Origin of the sequence: Paenibacillus sp. FSL K6-1566 (assembly GCF_038050475.1) — a bacterium.
Lineage (GTDB): Bacteria > Bacillota > Bacilli > Paenibacillales > Paenibacillaceae > Paenibacillus_AQ > Paenibacillus_AQ lactis.
Genome location: NZ_JBBOSR010000001.1, coordinates 4,285,414 through 4,303,843, shown reverse-complemented (window position 1 = coordinate 4,303,843; position 18,430 = coordinate 4,285,414). Strand labels below are relative to the sequence as shown.

Here is an 18,430-nt window from a genome sequence, read left to right as displayed (position 1 = left end):
AGGCAATTGGACGAACGTAAGGCTACAATGCTGAATCATGCGGATTTATGGAGTGCATGGAAGGAAGATGGGGACCCGGAAGCGAAAAAGAAATTAATCGAAAATCATTTGCACATCGTTGACTATGTTTCAAGCCGCTTGGCCATCGGCCTTCCCAAGAACGTCTCGAAGGGAGATCTCGCCAGCAACGGCGTTATGGGGCTGATCGATGCCATCGAGAAATTCGACTACAAGCGCGGTCTGCAGTTCGAAACCTATGCCTCCTGGCGGGTTCGGGGCGCAATCCTTGATTCGCTTCGCCAGGGGGATTGGGTGCCTCGTTCCGTCCGAGAGAAGGCGAAGAAGATCGAAACTGCGTACCAGCAACTTGAACAAAAGTATTTGCGCAGCGTTAGCGATTCGGAGATGAGCAGCTACCTGGAGGTGTCCGAGAAGGAATTTCGGCACATGCTGCAGGAGGTGGCGGTGATGACGCTGACATCGCTGGAGGATCCGATTCGCGAGGAGGAGTCGGAGACACGCATGTCGGTTCTGGTTGATGAGAAAGCAAAAAATCCGGATCATAAGGTGCATGAATTTTACCTGCGGGAAGCGCTGAAGAAAGGGATCAGTAAATTAACCCCAAAGGAAAGAACCGTCGTTTCATTATTATATTATGAGGACTTATCACTTAGTGAAATCGCTGAAGTGATGTCGTTATCACCATCGCGTATTTCACAGCTTCACTCCAAGGCGATAATGAGACTACGGGGCGCGCTTGATAAAGATCGGGATTTGCTGATGCAAAACGATTGACGCTTGCCATTTAGGAAGGGGGTTGGCTGGATTGTCTCTAGATTATGCATTGGATCAGTACATGAGCGTCACGTTTTCGGATGACAAGGTTATCGCCTATATTCAGTTCACGAAATGGGAGGACGGGTTCTCCTGCTCGATTGAAGCGCTGGAGCAGTTCTTGCGAAGTCATGGCATTCGTTACGGGATCCAGCGGGATATCCTGCAGCGCATCGCCGGTCATGCGGAGGAATATCAATACAGCAGAACGCCGATAGCCATCGGAACGGAGCCTGTACACGGACAGAACGGAAGAATTGAATTCACCGTCGATTTCGGAGGGCAGACCCATGTAAAGCCGCTCGAGATTGAGGACGGCAAAGTCGATTATAAAGAAATCATTCGTTTAAATAATGTAAAGAAGGGCCAGCTGCTGGCGACCCGAGTCCCACCGACAAAGGGAGAGCCCGGGACGATGGTCACCGGTGAAGAGATCCCGAGCAAGCCGGGAAAGGAAGCTCATTTCAAGATCGGTAAAAACGTAGTGGTAAACGCGGAGAAAACGGCGATGTATGCGGCGATCGATGGTCTGCTTACAAGGACCGACAAGGGAAAAATCAACGTGTTTCCGGTATACGAAATTAATGGGGACGTCGATTACAGCATCGGCAATATCGACTTTGTCGGAACGGTCGTTGTCCGCGGAAATGTCCTGACCGGATTTCGAATCAAGGCGGCCGGCGATATCCGGGTGACGGGTTTTGTGGAAGGCGCCGAGCTTGATGCAGAGGGCTCGATCGATATTTCCGGCGGCATTATCGGCTATAACAAAGGATACGTCAAGGCCGGCCAGGATGTGAAGAGCTCCTTTATCCAGGACGGAAATGTCATTGCCGGAGCGAACGTGATCGTTTCCCAGAGCATTATGCACTCCAACATCCGCGCGGGTCGGAATATCGAATGCAATGGAACGAAAGGCTTGGTCGTCGGCGGCGTTTTGCAAGCCGGAGAGATGGTCGTCGCACGAACTGTCGGCAATAGCATGTCAACGGCGACCGTCATCGAGGTCGGTGTGCTTCCAGACCTGCGCAACGAATTGGCCGAGCTTCGCGCACAGCTGAAGCAGTTGATCGAAAGTGTGGACAAGACGGATAAAGCGCTTTATTTGCTGAATCAATTGGCGTCGACCGGCCAACTGTCTCCGGACAAGATGGCGATGCGGATCAAGCTGAATGCAACGAGAAAGTCCAATATGGCGGAACAGACGGCAATTAAGGAACGGATGCTGGAAATCGAAAAGACGCTGGAGGATACCGGAAAAGCGAGGGTTAACGTCGTCAAGACCATATACGGCGGAGCCAAAATTGTGATCGGCCGGTATACCCGCTTCATCAAGGATCCCACGCAGCGGGTTTCTTTTTACTATCATGAGGGAGATGTCACGATGGTGCCGTTATTGTAGGAGCTTTTCGCAGAGGAGAGCTGTGCATAAGGCCTATGTAGTTATCGAGCAGATGCATGTGGGAATGATCCTATTATAATGAGGTGATCTTCACTTGAGTTTGAAATCTGTCGAAATGCAAATTGCCGTACCGAGAACGAATGAGGCTGGAAAATTGCATAATGAACTTCAGCAGCGTCCGCAAAATGACCAAAATCTGCTTGCTGGCGAGCAGATCAAGAACAGCCGGGCCGAAGCCAAGCGGAGCGCCGAGGTCAGCGAGTCGTCTGAAACCGCGGTGCGCGATGATGGCAGCCGCCGGTCCCAAGGACAGCAAGGCCAGAGCGCGGACGGCGACGAATCGAAGGAGGCTGCCGAGCATCCGGCTGAGCATCCCTATAAAGGAAGAAACTTGGATATCTCATTATAGTGGGAGTTCGAGGAGTCGGTCTTTTTGAACAGCCTCTTATATTAAGTACACAAAGGAGTTAATCGTTTTGTATCCATGGATATACATCGTTTTGCTGGGCGCAGCGGCCGTACTGTATGCGTTCATGCTGCCTAAACGCCGGGAGGAGAGCGCATCCGGGGAACAGCTGGTGAAGGAAGTCGAGGCTACGCTCGAAGGATACATGGCCGAAATCCAGCAGGAGAACGAGCAGCTGGTAGAGCTGATCCGGAAGATGAAGGAAGAACAGAGCGCCAAGCTGATCGAGCAGCAGGAGCAGGCGGAGCAATGGAGCGCAAGGATCGTGGAATTGGAGAGGAAGGCAGCCGCATCCGAAGACAGGCTCCGCGCTGCGGAGGACCAGCTTGCGAAGGTGCTGTCATCGGTGACGGAAGATCGCCAGGCGGGCGCTGCTTCGAATAGGGAGGCGGAGCCGCATATGCCTTCAATCAAGGAGCGATACGCCGAACTGTTCGAATGGTATGATCAGGGTAAATCGATCGATATGATTGCCAAGGCTTCGGGTATGCAGCGCGGCGAGGTTCAGCTGATTATTCAACTGGCCAGACAGGAGGAATCCGTATGATCAGGAACCGAACCTTCATGATGGGACTGGGCCTCGGCATCGTGGCAGGAGCCGTGCTGCTTCAGCTTATGCTGATCGGCCAAGGGGCACAGCTGACCAAAGCCTCATTGACCGGAGAGCTGACGAAGGAAGAGCTGCAGGTTGCGGCCGAAGCAATGGATATGCAAGTGCTGGACAAATCCGAGGAGCTTATGACCGCTGAGCAGTGGAAGCAGAAGCAGCTTAGCGAGGAAACGTCTGAGGGCGGGGAGCAGCCTAAGGCTGATGAACAAGACAAGCCTTCGGAACCGGCTGACAATACCGGGACGGATAAGCGAAAGACGCCGAAGCAGCCTAAACAGCCGGATCAGCCTGAAGCCGCAAAGACCAAGGAGATGCAGCAAGCAGCAGCACCTTCGGAGCCCAAGGCGCCGGCTAAAGCCAATGCTCCGATAACCGTCCGCGTGCCTGCCGGCAACAACCTCAGCGATGTGGCCGACAGTCTGCTTGCAGCCGGGGTGATCAAGGACAGGCAGGGATTCATCGACAAAGCAACCGAGAAGAGGATTAACCGCTTTATCCAGAGCGGAACGTACACGTTCACGGCGGGCGAGGATTACGGCTCGATCATAACGAAAATAACGGCAAAACCGTCCAACTAGACTTCTGGTTGCGAACGGTTTTTTTTGAAGTCATAACCGGGCCTTATTTAGGGGTGAAATGGGCCGTTTAGGACATGCACAAAAGACATTGCAACCTGCCTTCGGTTATGTTATAGTAATTGACGGTGTTAAAACACACGCCAGAGTGATTCCGTAAAGGGTGCTTCTGCGAAGAGCGGGAGTCTTGACGGGAAATGATCTTGGCGGAGGGACACACAAAAACCAAATTTAGGAGGTGCGTGAAGATGGCAGTAATCTCCATGAAGCAGCTTTTGGAAGCTGGCGTTCACTTCGGTCACCAGACTCGTCGCTGGAACCCGAAAATGGATAAATATATCTTCACTGAAAGAAACGGTATCTACATTATCGACCTGCAAAAAACGGTCAAGAAAGTTGAAGAAGCATTCAACTTTGTGAAAAGCATTGCTGCTGAGAACGGAACCATCCTGTTCGTCGGCACGAAGAAGCAAGCTCAAGATTCCGTTAAGGAAGAAGCAGAGCGTTGCGGTATGTACTACATCAACCAACGCTGGCTCGGCGGAACGCTGACAAACTTCGAAACGATCCAGAAGCGTATCAACCGCTTGAAGCAGCTCGAATCTTGGGAAGAAGACGGCACGTTCCAAGTGCTGCCTAAGAAAGAAGTTATCCTTCTCCGCAAAGAGAAAGATCGTCTTGAGAAATTCCTGGGCGGCATCAAGAACATGAAGGGTCTTCCAAGCGCATTGTTCGTAATCGACCCTCGCAAAGAGCGCATCGCTGTTGCGGAAGCCCGCAAATTGGGTATCCCAATCGTAGGCATCGTGGATACGAACTGTGATCCGGATGAAATCGACTACGTAATCCCAGGTAACGATGACGCGATCCGTGCGGTTAAATTGCTGACTGGCAAAATGGCCGACGCTGTTGTTGAAGCTCACCAAGGCGAAGAAACAACCGCTTAATCGGGATTAAACGTATAACCATGAATTAAATGAAAAGGGTGGTTGGTAGGTGGATAACCTCTCACCGCCCTTTTTTTAAGATGTCAGTACATAAGAGTCTGATATCTAAAGATGATTTTGCAAATGATGAATACTTAGAAGGCGAAGCGGCCTTTGGGGTTGGACCTCGCCGTTTCCGGCGAATAAAACCTTGACCGAGGCTACCGCTTCATCAATACCAATTTGGAGGGAATTGAAATGGCAGTAACAGCTAGTGCGGTAAAAGAACTTCGCGAAAGAACAGGCGCAGGCATGCTGGATTGCAAAAAAGCGCTGGACGAAACAAACGGTGATATCGATAAAGCGATCGCGGTTCTTCGCGAAAAAGGTTTGGCGGCAGCTGCGAATAAAGCAGGTCGTATCGCAACTGAAGGTGTTGTAGAATCCTACATCCACGGCGGCGGACGCATCGGCGTTCTCGTTGAAATCAACTGCGAAACCGACTTCGTCGGCAAGACCGATCAATTCAAAGAGTTTGCCCGCGATATCGCAATGCACATCGCTGCAGCAAACCCTAAATATGTTCGACGCGAGGAAGTTCCTGCTGAGGAGCTTGAGAAAGAGAAGGAAATTCTCAAGAACCAAGCGCTGAACGAAGGCAAGCCTGAGAAAATCGTTGAAAAAATGGTTGAAGGCCGCATCAACAAATACTATGAAGAGAACTGCTTGATGGAGCAGGCATTCATTAAGGATCCGGACAAAACCATCAATACGCTGCTGAACGAGAAAATCAGCACGATCGGCGAGAACATCTCGATCCGTCGTTTTGCTCGCTTCGAGCTGGGCGAAGGCCTTGAGAAGAAACAAGAAAACTTCGCAGAAGAAGTTATGGCTCAGGTGAATAATTAATTCGAATGAGCTAATATAAGTAAGAGGAAAGAGTGGAACACACCCGTGTTCCTTCTTTTTTAAAGAGAGATAAGAATGCGATGCAGCCCGGAGTAGAGACTACCCTTATCTCGTTAGAGAGAACCGACTATAGTCTGATTAGACGACCAGGATGTTTCTACTTGAGACGGATGTGTTTACCCGATTTTTTTAACCGTCAAGCAGTGCCGGTGTGTCTGTCTGTCGTTTTTCAAACGGGCGTCTGTACAACGAGGCGCCGTCTTAAAGTGGAGGGTTATCATTTGGAACAGCCTGTATATAAACGAGTCATATTGAAAGTTAGCGGGGAATCCCTTGCAGGTCAGAACGGATATGGAATTGATGCGGATACGATCGGTTCAATCGCAGAGCAGGTTCGCGATGTCGTAGAGCTTGGTGTGGAAGTGGCCATCGTCTGCGGCGGCGGAAACATCTGGCGCGGCATTGCCGGCAGCGCGAACGGGATCGACCGAGCGACTGCGGATTATATGGGGATGCTCGCAACCGTGATGAATTCCCTGGCGCTTCAGGATGCATTGGAGCAAATCGGAGTGCCGACCCGTGTGCAAACATCCATCTCCATGCAGCAAATTGCAGAACCGTATATTCGTCGCAGAGCGATAAGACATCTGGAAAAAGGCCGTGTCGTTATTTTCGCGGCGGGAACGGGTAACCCATACTTCTCCACCGATACGACTGCAGCGCTTCGCGCAGCGGAAATCGAAGCAGAAGTGATTTTGATGGCTAAGAACAAAGTGGACGGAGTGTATTCCGCTGATCCATTTAAGGATGAAACTGCTGAGAAATACGAGCAGCTTACGTATCTTGATGTATTGAACAAAAACCTTGGGGTAATGGACTCTACAGCTTCATCGTTATGTATGGACAACAACATTCCGCTCATCGTATTCGCCATAACGGAGCAAGGCAATATCAAGCGTGTCGTTCTGGGTGAGAAAATCGGAACGATTGTCAAAGGGAGTGTAGATTAATGCCGCAATCAGTGAAAAAGAACGCAGAAGAACGCATGGAAAAAGCGATTTTGGCTTTGAGACGCGATCTGGCTACGCTGCGCGCAGGACGGGCAGCGCCAGCCCTTCTCGACCGGATTACGGTTGAGTACTACGGAGCGCCTACGCCGATCAACCAACTGGCAAACATCAGCACGCCGGATTCCCGGACACTGATGATTCAGCCTTGGGATAAGTCGTCTTTGGCAGATATCGAAAAGGCGATCATGAAATCGGATCTCGGATTGACGCCGGCGAACGACGGCATGCAAATCCGCCTGGTGATTCCTGCACTCACGGAAGAGCGCAGAAGCGAATTGGTCAAAATGACCAAGAAATTCGGCGAGGAAGCGAAAGTGGCCATCCGCAACATTCGCCGTGATGCCAACGATGACATCAAAAAGATGGAGAAAACGGATATTTCCGAGGACGAGTCCCGGAGACATCAGGAAGATATCCAGAAAACGACGGATAAATTTATCGCGGAAGTCGACAAAGTCCTCGTTGCCAAAGAAAAAGAGATTATGGAAGTGTAAGAGACTTGCGGCCCCTCCGGTTATGGTGGGGTTTGTCTCTTTTTTGCAGAAAGAAGCCTGGAGGAAATGGAATGATCAAACGGGTTCGATCGTGGTTGAATCAGGAGGACAGTCAGCAGACGCATCAGCTCTCTCCGGACAACATCCCTCATCATGTGGCAATTATTATGGACGGTAACGGACGCTGGGCTAAACGGCGCGGCATGCCGCGAATCGTCGGTCACCAGAACGGCATGAAGGCTGTCAAAAGAGCGGCCATCGCCGCCGATGATTTAGGGATCAAAATATTGACGATGTATGCTTTTTCGACGGAAAACTGGACTCGGCCGAAGGAGGAAGTGGATTTTCTTATGAAGCTTCCCCAGGAGTTCCTGGCCATTGAGCTGGAAGAGCTCATTGAGAAGAATGTCCAGGTCAGAATGATGGGGCATCCGGAGGACCTGCCGTCCCATACGGTGTCCGCGATGGAAGAGGCCGTTGCCAGAACGGCGGACAACACGGGGCTTGTGCTGAATTTTGCGCTTAATTACGGCAGCCGGAAAGAGATCACCGAGAGTTTTAAAGCGCTCGGGCAGGAAGTGCGTGACGGAATTCTTCGTCCTGAAGATATAACCGAGGAACTGATCGGTCAGCGGCTCCTCACAGGCGATTTGCCGGATCCGGATCTGCTTATTCGGACGAGCGGGGAATTGCGTTTGAGCAATTTCATGCTTTGGCAGCTTGCTTATAGCGAATTATGGTTTACCGACATTTATTGGCCGGAGTTTACCAAAGAACATTTGGTCGCGGCAGTTGCCGATTATCAACATAGAACACGGCGCTACGGTGGACTGTCGTAGCCGATGGAGGATGGGTCATATTGAAGCAGCGATTGATTACCGGAATTATAGCGGGCACGGTCTTTTTGGGATTATGTTTCATCGGTGGACTGTCGTACCATCTTCTTATCCTGGCCATGGCACTCATCGGATACTATGAGTTTGTGAAAATGACGAAAACGGCGCCGTTCGGTGGAACGGCGTGGATCGGTTATGCAGGAGTGCTGCTGCTGGTGTTCCCGTGGAATTTGCTGAATATCGATGTTCAGCTCCCTTGGGAACACGCGATATGGCTCCTGCTTCTGCTGTTCCTGCTGGCAACGGTGACCACGAAGAATGCCATTGATATTCAGCGGGTCGCTTTGCTGTTCCTGGGTGCAGTCTATGTCGGCATCGGCTTCTCCTTCATCGCCGAGTCGCGGCATGCGGAGGACGGTCACGGCATCTTTTGGACGTTCCTCCTGCTGGGCTCCATCTGGGCGAGCGATGCCGGGGCCTATTTTGTCGGGAAGGCGGCAGGGCGGCATAAGCTGTGGCCTTCCATCAGTCCGAACAAAACGATCGAGGGTGCACTTGGCGGTGTCGTCATCGCTGTGTTCACATCCCTGATCTTTTCCTTTTTCTCGAATGGATTATTATCGGCCGGACAAGCCGTTCTGATCGGTCTGTCCTGTACCGTCATCGGTCAGCTGGGAGATCTGGTGCAGTCCGCCTACAAGAGGGTGTACGGCATCAAGGATTCAGGCAGCCTGCTGCCCGGGCACGGCGGAATACTGGATCGCTGCGACAGCTGGATCGTCGTATTCCCGTTCGTACATATGCTTGGCCTTCTGCCTTACTGATGGAAAGGAAAGATGTATTTATGAAGAAAATCAGCGTTCTCGGGTCTACCGGCTCGATCGGTACACAGACTTTGGATGTCGCCAGGATGCATCGGGACCAGTTTCAGATCGAAGGTTTGGCTGCTGGGAGCAACGTGGAGCTGCTGCTTCAGCAGGCGAAGGAATTTGGGCCGCGTAAAGTTTCGGTCGCAACCAAGGAGCTCGCGGACCTGGTGAAGCATTCCCTGCCTGCCGGAACGGAAGTGTTCTATGGGCGGGAAGGCTTGATCGAGATCGCCGCCGGAACGGATGCCGAGCTGGTGGTCACGGCGGTCGTGGGAAGCATGGGACTCCCATCCACCCTGGCGGCCATCGAAGCGGGGAAGAACATCGGGCTTGCGAATAAGGAGACGCTGGTAACGGCAGGGCATCTGGTGACTGCGGCGGCAGCGGCGAAAGGGGTCAAGCTTCTCCCCATCGACAGCGAGCATTCGGCCATATTCCAGTGCTTGAACGGGGAACGGTACGAGGATATCGAGCGGATCACGTTAACGGCATCCGGCGGATCCTTTCGCGACTACACGCGGGAGCAGCTGGTGAACGTAACGGTTGAGGACGCATTGAAGCATCCGAATTGGTCCATGGGGGCCAAGATCACGATTGATTCGGCAACGATGGTCAACAAGGGGCTTGAGGTGATCGAAGCCCATTGGCTGTATGGACTTCCCTACGAGCAGATTTCCGTATTGCTTCATCCGGAGAGCATTATTCATTCCTTCGTCGAGTTTCGGGATTCCAGCATTATCGCGCAGTTAGGCAACCCGGACATGAGAGTGCCAATCCAGTATGCCCTGACGTATCCGGAACGCTGGAATTCTCCGGCACCAAGGCTCTCGTTGGCGGAAGCGGGCAGGCTGAATTTTCGAGAAATGGATTTTGAACGCTTTCCGTGTTTAAGGCTTGCCTATGAATGTGGTAAAATGGGAGGGACGGCGCCAACCGTATTCAATGCTGCCAACGAGGTGGCGGTGGCCCGGTTCCTGCGCAAGGAAATCTCCTTCCTTCGGATCGAAGAGATCATCGAGCAAGTGCTTGAGCAGCACGAGATCCATTTGGAGCCGACGCTCGAAACGATCGAAGCGAGCGATCAATCCGCGCGCGAGCTTGCTTCCAGACTATAGGATCAGATGTCACATCATAATCTCCCTTGAAAAAAGCTGACAGCTTGTGATTCTCTTGTGGACGACAGGAGAATAATGATAATCTATAGGGACATACTGCGTTCTCAGAGGAAAAGGGGGATGTACGGATTTGGAAATGCTGCGGATCGTTTTTTTAACGGTGCTCATGTTTTTTGTCATTGTCACAGTGCATGAATGGGGGCACTATTACTTTGCCCGGCGTGCGGGGATCTTGGTACGGGAATTTGCGATCGGCTTTGGACCGAAGCTGTTCTCTTATAAACGCAACGAAACGCAGTTTACGCTTCGCCTGCTGCCTTTCGGCGGATATGCGCGCATGGCGGGCGAAGACCCTGAACTGGTTGAAATTCATCCAGGTCAGACGATTGCGGTCCGATTGAATTCGGACAATCAGGTAAAGAAGATTTATTTAGACCAGCTCGACAACCGGAAGAACGTGATCCGCGGAGAGGTCGAATTCATGGATATGGTGGATCAGCTGTCGGTGCGGCTGGATGTGGACGGCGAGCATCAGCAGTACCAGATTCACCCGCAGGCGATGACCGTGGCCAAAGGCATTGAGACCCAGATCGCGCCAAGAGACCGCCAGTTCGGCAGCAAGACGGTCGGACAGAGAGCCTTGGCCATCTTTGCCGGGCCGGTGATGAACTTTATTCTGGCTTTTGTTCTGTTCGCGCTGCATATTCAGATGGCGGGCATTCCGGTCGAGAATCCGACTTATGTGCAGATCGGAGAGATTACAAAAGGCATGCCGGCCGATGAGGCGAACCTGAAGAAGGGTGACATCATCGAGAGCATTAACGGTGTTGCCATCGGCTCGGATTATCAGAAAATGATCGAATTGATCGCGGCATCCAAGGACAAGCCGATGGATTGGACCGTCCGCCGCGGCGACGAATCCTTCGAGCTGACACTGACGCCGCGCACGATGGAAGGCCAGGAAGGCGGCAAGGTCGGGATCGTTCCTGAGCTTCCGACCAGATCGGCAGGCATCGGTGAGACGATTACGGGCGCGGGTACCGCGATGGTAGACACGACAAGCATTATTTTCCAAGGGTTCAGGCAATTGATCCAGCAATTCTCGATGGATGATCTTGGAGGCCCGGTCCGCACATTCGAAGTGACCGGACAGATCGCGAAGCAAGGAATTGAACAGCTGACCTATTGGGCGGCCATATTGAGCTTGTATCTCGGCATCTTCAATCTGCTGCCGATTCCGGCGCTTGACGGCAGCCGGCTCGTGTTCCTCGGCATAGAGGCATTGCGCGGGAAGCCGATTGATCCGAACCGGGAAGGCATGGTGCATTTTATCGGCTTTGCGATGCTGTTTCTGCTGATGATTGCCGTGACGTACAATGACATACTTCGCTTAATCAACGGATAAAACATCCAGCGGGGTGTACCCGTGCAGCGATCAGCCGTAAGCTCTCTTTGCATAGGAGCGGCTTTACGCTGAAGCTCTCGGATCTTTAGCCTCCTGGGGTTTTCCGTTACCGGCAGGCCTCTTCCCGAATGCACGAGTGATACGAACCGTCATTCGCAGGGCCTGCTTACACATATCGCCAATAGCGCCGCATTCGGAAGCAGGCTTACAGCACAATCGCCCGAAGAAGCGTTTTAATAATGGGAGGAACAGGATTTTTATGTCGAAGGAATCGAAGGATAAACAATTCGTGACGGAGATCACGCCGCAAGGAGAGGACTTCTCCCGCTGGTATATCGATGTCATCAAAAAAGCGGACCTGATGGATTATTCGCCGGTCCGGGGCTGCATCGTGTTCAAGCCGGACGGCTATGAAATTTGGGAGCATATCCAGGAGGAGCTGGATCGCCGTTTCAAGGAAACGGGGCACCGCAATGCGTACTTCCCGCTGTTCATTCCGGAAAGCTTCTTCCAGAAAGAGAAAGAGCATGTAGAAGGCTTCAATCCGGAGCTGCCATGGGTAACCGAGGCGGCAGGAGAAAAGCTGGAGGAACGTCTGGCGATTCGGCCGACGTCCGAAACGATGTTCGGGCATATGTACTCCAAATGGATTCAATCCTATCGCGATCTTCCGGTGAAGATCAACCAGTGGGCGAACGTGGTACGTTGGGAGAAGCGAACGCTGCCGTTCCTCCGTACAAGCGAATTCCTGTGGCAGGAGGGCCACACGGCTCATGAAACCGAAGCCGAGGCTCGGGAAGAAACGATGCAAATGCTGGACATCTACCAGGATTTTGTTGAGAACTATTTGGCTATTCCGGTGATTAAAGGACAGAAGACGCCATCGGAGAAATTCGCCGGAGCCGTCGACACGTTCTCCATCGAAGCTATGATGAAGGACGGACGAGCTGTCCAGGCAGGGACATCCCATTATATGGGCACCAATTTTGCGGAGGCCTTCGAGATTCAGTATTTGAACCGCGAAAATACGCTGGAGTATGCCCACACCACATCTTGGGGCGTCAGCACGCGTCTGATCGGCTCCTTGATCATGGTTCACGGGGATGACCGAGGATTGGTGCTCCCGCCGAAGGTTGCGCCGACTCAGGTCATTATGATTCCGATCGGTCCTCCGAAGACTCGTGATGCCGTGGTTGGCCGTACGGATGAGCTCTACCGTGAATTGAAAGCGGCCGGTATCCGGGTTCGTGTGGACGATAATCCGGATGTGCGCCCGGGCTGGAAGTTTAATGAGTATGAAATGCGCGGCGTTCCGGTGCGACTGGAGATCGGACCTCGTGATATGGAAAACGGGGTTTGCGTGCTGGTATCCCGAATCACCGGCGAGAAGAAAGTCGTCGAGCAGGCCAATCTGGTCCAAGAGGTTCAGAGCATGCTGGAGCAGGTGCATCAAGAAATGTATAACCGCGCGAAGCAGTTCCGCGAGGATCATTTCTATTCGGTGGATACACTGGACGAGATGAAGGCGAGCATGGAAGAGAAGCGCGGATTTACCCTGGCGGGTTGGTGCGGCTCCGAGGCTTGCGAGGATACCGTAAAGCAGGAGACCGGGGCGACCAGCCGGAACATACCTTTTGAGCCGGGCGAGACGAAGACGAAATGTCTCGTTTGCGGTGATGATGCGAAGCATACCGTACTGTTTGCCAGAGCGTATTAATATACCGATAATTTGATATTCCGGGTAGAGGGAGGAGGGCTGCAGATTGCTTCTTCGTTCTCCTGTACCCGGAATATGTGCGTCTGGAGTAAGCTTCCGGATGGCAGTAGACCCATCGCTCTGTTTCGAGGCAGGACGTGTGGATGCTGCCGGCGGAAGCTTCTACTGTTTTTATAAGCAATTCGCGTGAAAACTTAGGGGGAGGGAACCATGGGCACAGCAGAAGATAAAAGGAAACGGCTTGAACTGCTGATGAAGCAGGGCGAAGTTCCGGCCAATCTGGTGGAACCCTATTTCTTGGACGGTATCATCGAGCAGGTGGAGACGAGCCGGGCGAGCAAGGAGTGGAAGATTACGATCCTGAAGGAGACGCTCGTTCCCGCCGAGGTGTATCGGACCTTCTGCCTGAGAATACAGGAGAAGATGAATCATATTGCCCGCATCGTATTTGTATTCCGGTATCAGGGCAATGTGCAGGCTGCCGACATTGTGCAGGAGTACTGGAATTTGTTCCTGGAGTGGGTACACCGTGAGATTCCATCCGTTAACGGCTGGATGACCCGAGCCCGGCACGAGGTGGAGGACGGGCAGCTGCTGCTGACGATGTCGGACGGCATGTCGCTCGAGCTTGCCCGGAAGAAGCAAATCGATACGGCCATCACCCGCTTCTTCAGCCATTACTTCGATCTGCAGCTCCGCGTTAAAATGCAGGTCGGCGATAATGGGCAGGCTGCCTATGAGGAATTTGAGCAGCGCAAGCGGCAGGAAGAGCGGGAGGTTATCGAGCAGCTCATGAGCAGCCTGGAAGCCGAGATGGATGCCGGTGACGAGGATGAGGCTCCGGACCGGCTGCAGGTCGGCTACGACATAAAGGACCAGCCGGTATCTATCCAGGATATCCAGGACGAGGAGAAGAAGATTACGATCCAAGGTACAATCTTTGGCTTGGACCGAAAGGAACTGCGAAACGGCAGCACGCTGTTCACCTTCAATTTGACCGATTTCAGCGATTCCTTGCAGATGAAGATGTTTGCCAAGACGAAGGATGATCTGAAAGTGTTGAGCCTGCTTGCCGACGGCAAATGGGTTAAGGCCAGAGGCCGGGTGGAATATGACCGGTTCATGCAGGTGCCGGAGCTGGTCATGATTCCTACGGATTTGTCCGAGGTGAAAGCTCCGCCATCGCGGAAGGATAATGCGCCTGAAAAGCGGGTCGAATTCCATCTCCACACGACCATGAGCACGATGGATGCCGTTACGCCGATCGACCGCTATATCAAAACGGCGGCGAGCTGGGGACATAAGGCGATTGCCGTCAGCGATCATGGCGGTGTACAGTGCTATCCCGACGCGGCGAAGCATGCGAAGAAGAACGGGATCAAGATGATTTACGGACTCGAGGCGAACGTCGTTAACGATGCGGTGAATATCGTGGAGCAGGCGAAGCCGATCGAGCTGAGCAGCGCAACCTACGTCGTCTTCGATATCGAGACAACGGGTCTGTCGATAACCGCGAACAAAATTATCGAGCTGGCCGCCGTCAAAATGCATGAGGGCAAGGAAATCGACCGGTACGCGACATTCGTCAATCCGCATGAGCGGATACCGTACCATATTCAGCAATTGACAAACATCAACGATGATATGGTAAGGGACGCGCCGGAGCTTGAACCGGTTCTGAAGGAGTTCGTCGAATTCGTTGGGGACGCGGTGCTTGTCGCGCACAATGCAAGGTTCGACGTGGGCTTCATTCAGGCATCGCTGCAAAATGCCGGCATGGACACACTGGACAACCCGTATCTGGATACCCTGGAGCTTGCGCGGCTTTTGCATCCGGGGATGAAAAACCACCGGCTCAACACGCTTGCCGATAAATACAAGGTTGCGCTCGAAAGCCATCACCGTGCGATCGATGATACCGTTGCACTCGCGGGCATCCTGAACGGACTGCTTGCGGACGCGGACAAAATGAAGGGGATCAAGATGCTGGACCGGCTGAACGACTACGTCGGCATGGACCTGTCCAATGCGCGTCCGTTCCACTGCGGCATTTATGCCTTGAACATGACGGGCAAGAAGAATCTGTACAAGCTGGTGTCGATGTCGCATACGGAGTATTTTAAGCGCGTGCCTTGCATACCGAAATCCAAGCTTCAGGAGATGCGCGAAGGCTTGCTTGTATTGTCCGGTTGCGAAAAGGGCGAGTTTTTCGAGACGGTGCTCAACAAGACCGAGGAAGAAGCGGAAGAAATTGCGGCCTTCTATGATGTGCTGGAGATCCAGCCGCTGACGATGTATATGCATTTGGTGGATAAAGGCCTGGTCGGCAGTCCCGAAGAAATCAAGACGGCCATATCCAAAGTGGTGCGGATCGGCGAGAAGCTGAACAAGCCGGTGATCGCCACAGGTAACGTGCACTATCTGGAACCGCGGGACAAGCTGTTCAGGGACATTACGATCCATGGTATTACCGGATTCAGTCCGCTGAAGGATATGCGCAAGCCTGATGCGCATTTCCGGACAACGGAGGAGATGCTGGAGGAATTCGAGTTCTTGGGCGAGGATAAGGCTTATGAAGTCGTCGTAACCAATACGTCGGAGCTGGCAGACCGGTTCGAAGAGCTGGAGCTGTTCCCGGATAAGCTGTTCACTCCGATCCTGGAAGGAGCGGACGAAGAGATCCGCAACACCTGCTATGAGACAGCACGGTCGATTTACGGGGACGATCTGCCGGAGGTTGTCGTAGCCCGGCTGGAGAAGGAGCTTGAGCCGATTATCAAATACGGCTTCTCCGCGAACTATCTGATCTCCGAGCGCCTGGTAAAAAAATCGAACCGCGACGGATACTTGGTCGGCTCACGGGGATCCGTCGGCTCTTCGGTCGTTGCCACCTTCCTCGGCATTTCCGAGGTTAACCCGCTGCCGGCGCATTACATCTGCCTGAACAAAGAGTGCAAGCACAGCGAGTGGTTCCTCGACGGCAGCGTGCCGAGCGGCTTCGACTTGCCGGACAAGGCTTGCCCGAACTGCGGCAACATGATGAAAGGCGAAGGACAGGATATTCCGTTTGAGACGTTCCTCGGCTTCAAAGGGGACAAGGTTCCCGATATCGACTTGAACTTCTCGGGGGAATATCAGCCGCATGCCCATAACTTTACGAAGGAAATGTTCGGCGAGAAGAGCGTGTTTCGGGCGGGGACGATCGGTACCGTCGCCGAGAAGACGGCGTTTGGCTTTGCGAAGAAATATGAGGAGCATCATAACAAGCGTTGGCGTGGTGCGGAGCTGAACCGGCTAGCCGCTGGCTGTACCGGCGTGAAACGAAGCACCGGTCAGCATCCCGGCGGTATCGTCGTTGTCCCGGACTATATCGAGGTGGAGGATATCACCCCGGTTCAGTATCCGGCCGACGATGTCAACGCCGAATGGAAGACCACGCATTTCGATTACCACGCCTTTGATGCGAACCTGCTGAAGCTTGATATTCTGGGACACGATGATCCGACGATGATGAGGATGCTGCAGGATCTGACCGGCGTCGATCCGACGACGATTCCGATGAATGATCCGAAGGTAATGAGCATGTTCAACTCCACGGAAGCGCTCGGGGTAACCCCGGAGCAAATCCGTTCTCCGGTGGCGACCTACGGCGTTCCGGAAATGGGAACCAAGTTCGTACGGCAGATGCTTGTGGAATCCCAGCCGTCCAGCTTTGCCGACCTGCTGCAAATTTCCGGCCTCTCACACGGTACCGGCGTATGGCTCGGCAATGCGCAGGAGCTTATCAAGAACGGCACATGCAACATCAAGACGGTTATCGGCTGTCGTGACGATATCATGCTGTTCCTGATCTACAAGGCCGGGATGGATGCAAGCCTCGCCTTCAAGATTACGGAGAGCGTGCGGAAGGGTAAGGGGCTTACCCAGGAATGGATCGACGAGATGAAGCGATGCAAGGTGCCTCAGTGGTACATTGACTCCTGTCTCAAAATCCAGTACATGTTCCCGAAAGCCCACGCGGCTGCATATGTTATCTCGGCAGTGCGTACCGCGTATTTCAAGCTGTATTATCCGATCGAATACTATGCGACGTACTTCTCGGTCCGCGCCGAGGATATTGATATTGAGCTGTGCTGTCAAGGATATGAGGCGATTTACCGCCGAATCGAGGAGATCGAGCAGCTCGGCTTCGGAGCCAGCGCGAAGGAGAAAGGCATGCTGCCGATCCTGGAAATGGCGCTGGAAATGACGGCCAGAGGCTTTACCTTCAAGAGCATCGATCTTTATCGTTCGGATGCAACGAAATTTACGGTTGACGGAAATTCGCTCATCCCGCCGTTCTCGGCCTTGGCCGGTATCGGCGAAAACGCCGCCCGCAACATTGCGGCCGCGCGCGAATTCGGCGAGTTTTTATCGATAGAAGATTTCCAGCAGAAGTCCAAGGCGAGTAAGACGGCGGTGGAACTTCTGACCCAGATGGGCTGCTTCCGCGGTTTGCCGGAGAGCAATCAGCTCTCATTATTCTGATTTCTTCATATCTCTCAGGGCGGGCCCGTTGCTGCTCAGGAGGCTTCCTTGACAGTCAAGGAGTCATACTTGTCACTATTACCAGACTATGTTATAATTTTTTTGGTAATCATGGAGATAAAACCGTTGTGTAAAGAGTGGGGCAACCCACTCTTTACTCTTTGGTATATAGGAAATCAACTTGGAGGTTATGTTCTTTGAGCACATCAAAGATTAAAACGACTGTGGAAGAAATGGTGCAGCCGTATCTGGATGAACACGGCTTCGAACTGGTCGATGTGGAATACGTAAAGGAAGGAAGCAGCTGGTTCCTGCGTGTGTTTGTAGATAAAGAAGGCGGCATTGATATTGACGATTGCGGAGTAATCAGCGAATATCTGAGCCAGAAGCTGGATGAGAACGATCCGATTCCGACCGCTTATTTTCTCGAGGTTTCCTCTCCGGGCGCCGAACGTCCGCTTAAGAAGAAGGAGGACGTCGCCAAGGCTGTCGGCAAGAACGTATTCGTTACGGTATACGAGCCGGTCGACGGGCTGAAGGAATTCGAGGGCAAGCTGGAGTCCTTCGAGCAAGAAGAGCTTGTTATTCAAACGGGCAAGAAACAGCACGTTATTCCATATGCAAAAGTAGCCAGCGCCAGATTGGCCATCATTTTTTAGACGGAAGTTTTGAAAG

The 18,430-nt window shown here is 52.8% G+C and carries 16 protein-coding genes; all 16 read left to right on the top strand.

The features are described from left to right. Positions 1-6 precede the first annotated feature (6 nt). Positions 7-795 (top strand): FliA/WhiG family RNA polymerase sigma factor, encoded by a 789-nt coding sequence (locus NST08_RS18890; protein WP_007128729.1) that lies wholly within the window; start codon positions 7-9, stop codon positions 793-795. Between the two features lie 31 nt (positions 796-826). Continuing rightward, positions 827-2,236: a DUF342 domain-containing protein gene (locus NST08_RS18885; RefSeq protein ID WP_341342159.1), complete on the top strand. Its 1,410-nt coding sequence runs from the start codon at positions 827-829 to the stop codon at positions 2,234-2,236. Positions 2,237-2,330: 94 nt separating this feature from the next. Continuing rightward, positions 2,331-2,645, top strand: a complete 315-nt coding sequence (locus NST08_RS18880) for a hypothetical protein (RefSeq protein WP_007128727.1) — start codon at positions 2,331-2,333, stop codon at positions 2,643-2,645. Positions 2,646-2,712: 67 nt separating this feature from the next. Further along, positions 2,713-3,249 carry a DUF6115 domain-containing protein gene (locus NST08_RS18875; RefSeq protein WP_007128726.1) on the top strand — a complete coding sequence of 179 codons (537 nt, stop codon included), beginning with the start codon at positions 2,713-2,715 and terminating at the stop codon, positions 3,247-3,249. Further along, the gene (locus tag NST08_RS18870; protein WP_341342158.1) at positions 3,246-3,890 is read left to right on the top strand and encodes a hypothetical protein; all 645 of its coding nucleotides are present in this window, start codon (positions 3,246-3,248) and stop codon (positions 3,888-3,890) included. The genes NST08_RS18875 and NST08_RS18870 overlap by 4 nt, the downstream gene beginning before the upstream one ends. 245 nt (positions 3,891-4,135) lie before the next feature. Continuing rightward, complete coding sequence (gene rpsB, locus NST08_RS18865; protein ID WP_007128724.1) at positions 4,136-4,834, top strand: 30S ribosomal protein S2; 699 nt, start codon at positions 4,136-4,138, stop codon at positions 4,832-4,834. Positions 4,835-5,071: 237 nt separating this feature from the next. Further along, a complete protein-coding gene (gene tsf, locus NST08_RS18860) occupies positions 5,072-5,722 on the top strand; it encodes a translation elongation factor Ts (RefSeq protein ID WP_007128723.1) in 651 nt (216 codons plus the stop codon). Positions 5,723-6,003: 281 nt separating this feature from the next. Continuing rightward, positions 6,004-6,732 carry a UMP kinase gene (gene pyrH / locus NST08_RS18855; protein WP_028405670.1) on the top strand — a complete coding sequence of 243 codons (729 nt, stop codon included), beginning with the start codon at positions 6,004-6,006 and terminating at the stop codon, positions 6,730-6,732. Beyond that, positions 6,732-7,286 carry a ribosome recycling factor gene (frr, locus tag NST08_RS18850; RefSeq protein WP_007128721.1) on the top strand — a complete coding sequence of 185 codons (555 nt, stop codon included), beginning with the start codon at positions 6,732-6,734 and terminating at the stop codon, positions 7,284-7,286. The genes pyrH and frr overlap by 1 nt, the downstream gene beginning before the upstream one ends. 71 nt (positions 7,287-7,357) lie before the next feature. After that, on the top strand, positions 7,358-8,125 hold the full coding sequence (locus tag NST08_RS18845; protein WP_007128720.1) for an isoprenyl transferase: 768 nt from the start codon (positions 7,358-7,360) through the stop codon (positions 8,123-8,125). A 20-nt stretch (positions 8,126-8,145) separates the two neighbouring features. Continuing rightward, positions 8,146-8,946: a phosphatidate cytidylyltransferase gene (locus tag NST08_RS18840; protein WP_341342157.1), complete on the top strand. Its 801-nt coding sequence runs from the start codon at positions 8,146-8,148 to the stop codon at positions 8,944-8,946. Positions 8,947-8,966: 20 nt separating this feature from the next. Continuing rightward, entirely contained in the window at positions 8,967-10,106 is a 1,140-nt protein-coding gene (locus NST08_RS18835) for a 1-deoxy-D-xylulose-5-phosphate reductoisomerase (protein ID WP_341342156.1), read from the top strand. Positions 10,107-10,236: 130 nt separating this feature from the next. Continuing rightward, positions 10,237-11,511: an RIP metalloprotease RseP gene (gene rseP / locus NST08_RS18830; protein ID WP_341342155.1), complete on the top strand. Its 1,275-nt coding sequence runs from the start codon at positions 10,237-10,239 to the stop codon at positions 11,509-11,511. 259 nt (positions 11,512-11,770) lie between these two features. Then, on the top strand, positions 11,771-13,228 hold the full coding sequence (gene proS / locus NST08_RS18825) for a proline--tRNA ligase (RefSeq protein ID WP_007128716.1): 1,458 nt from the start codon (positions 11,771-11,773) through the stop codon (positions 13,226-13,228). 210 nt (positions 13,229-13,438) lie between these two features. Then, a complete protein-coding gene (locus NST08_RS18820) occupies positions 13,439-17,755 on the top strand; it encodes a PolC-type DNA polymerase III (protein WP_341342154.1) in 4,317 nt (1,438 codons plus the stop codon). Positions 17,756-17,952: 197 nt separating this feature from the next. Then, on the top strand, positions 17,953-18,414 hold the full coding sequence (gene rimP / locus NST08_RS18815) for a ribosome maturation factor RimP (RefSeq protein WP_213616422.1): 462 nt from the start codon (positions 17,953-17,955) through the stop codon (positions 18,412-18,414). Positions 18,415-18,430: the final 16 nt, after the last annotated feature.

Excerpts from the sequence above, each read along its gene's own strand:
- NST08_RS18870 (WP_341342158.1), top strand. The coding sequence starts at position 3,246 with ATGATCAGGAACCGAACCTTCATGATGGGACTGGGCCTCGGCATCGTG.
- rpsB (WP_007128724.1), top strand. The coding sequence starts at position 4,136 with ATGGCAGTAATCTCCATGAAGCAGCTTTTGGAAGCTGGCGTTCACTTC.
- tsf (WP_007128723.1), top strand. The coding sequence starts at position 5,072 with ATGGCAGTAACAGCTAGTGCGGTAAAAGAACTTCGCGAAAGAACAGGC.
- frr (WP_007128721.1), top strand. The coding sequence starts at position 6,732 with ATGCCGCAATCAGTGAAAAAGAACGCAGAAGAACGCATGGAAAAAGCG.
- NST08_RS18845 (WP_007128720.1), top strand. The coding sequence starts at position 7,358 with ATGATCAAACGGGTTCGATCGTGGTTGAATCAGGAGGACAGTCAGCAG.
- NST08_RS18835 (WP_341342156.1), top strand. The coding sequence starts at position 8,967 with ATGAAGAAAATCAGCGTTCTCGGGTCTACCGGCTCGATCGGTACACAG.
- proS (WP_007128716.1), top strand. The coding sequence starts at position 11,771 with ATGTCGAAGGAATCGAAGGATAAACAATTCGTGACGGAGATCACGCCG.
- NST08_RS18820 (WP_341342154.1), top strand. The coding sequence starts at position 13,439 with ATGGGCACAGCAGAAGATAAAAGGAAACGGCTTGAACTGCTGATGAAG.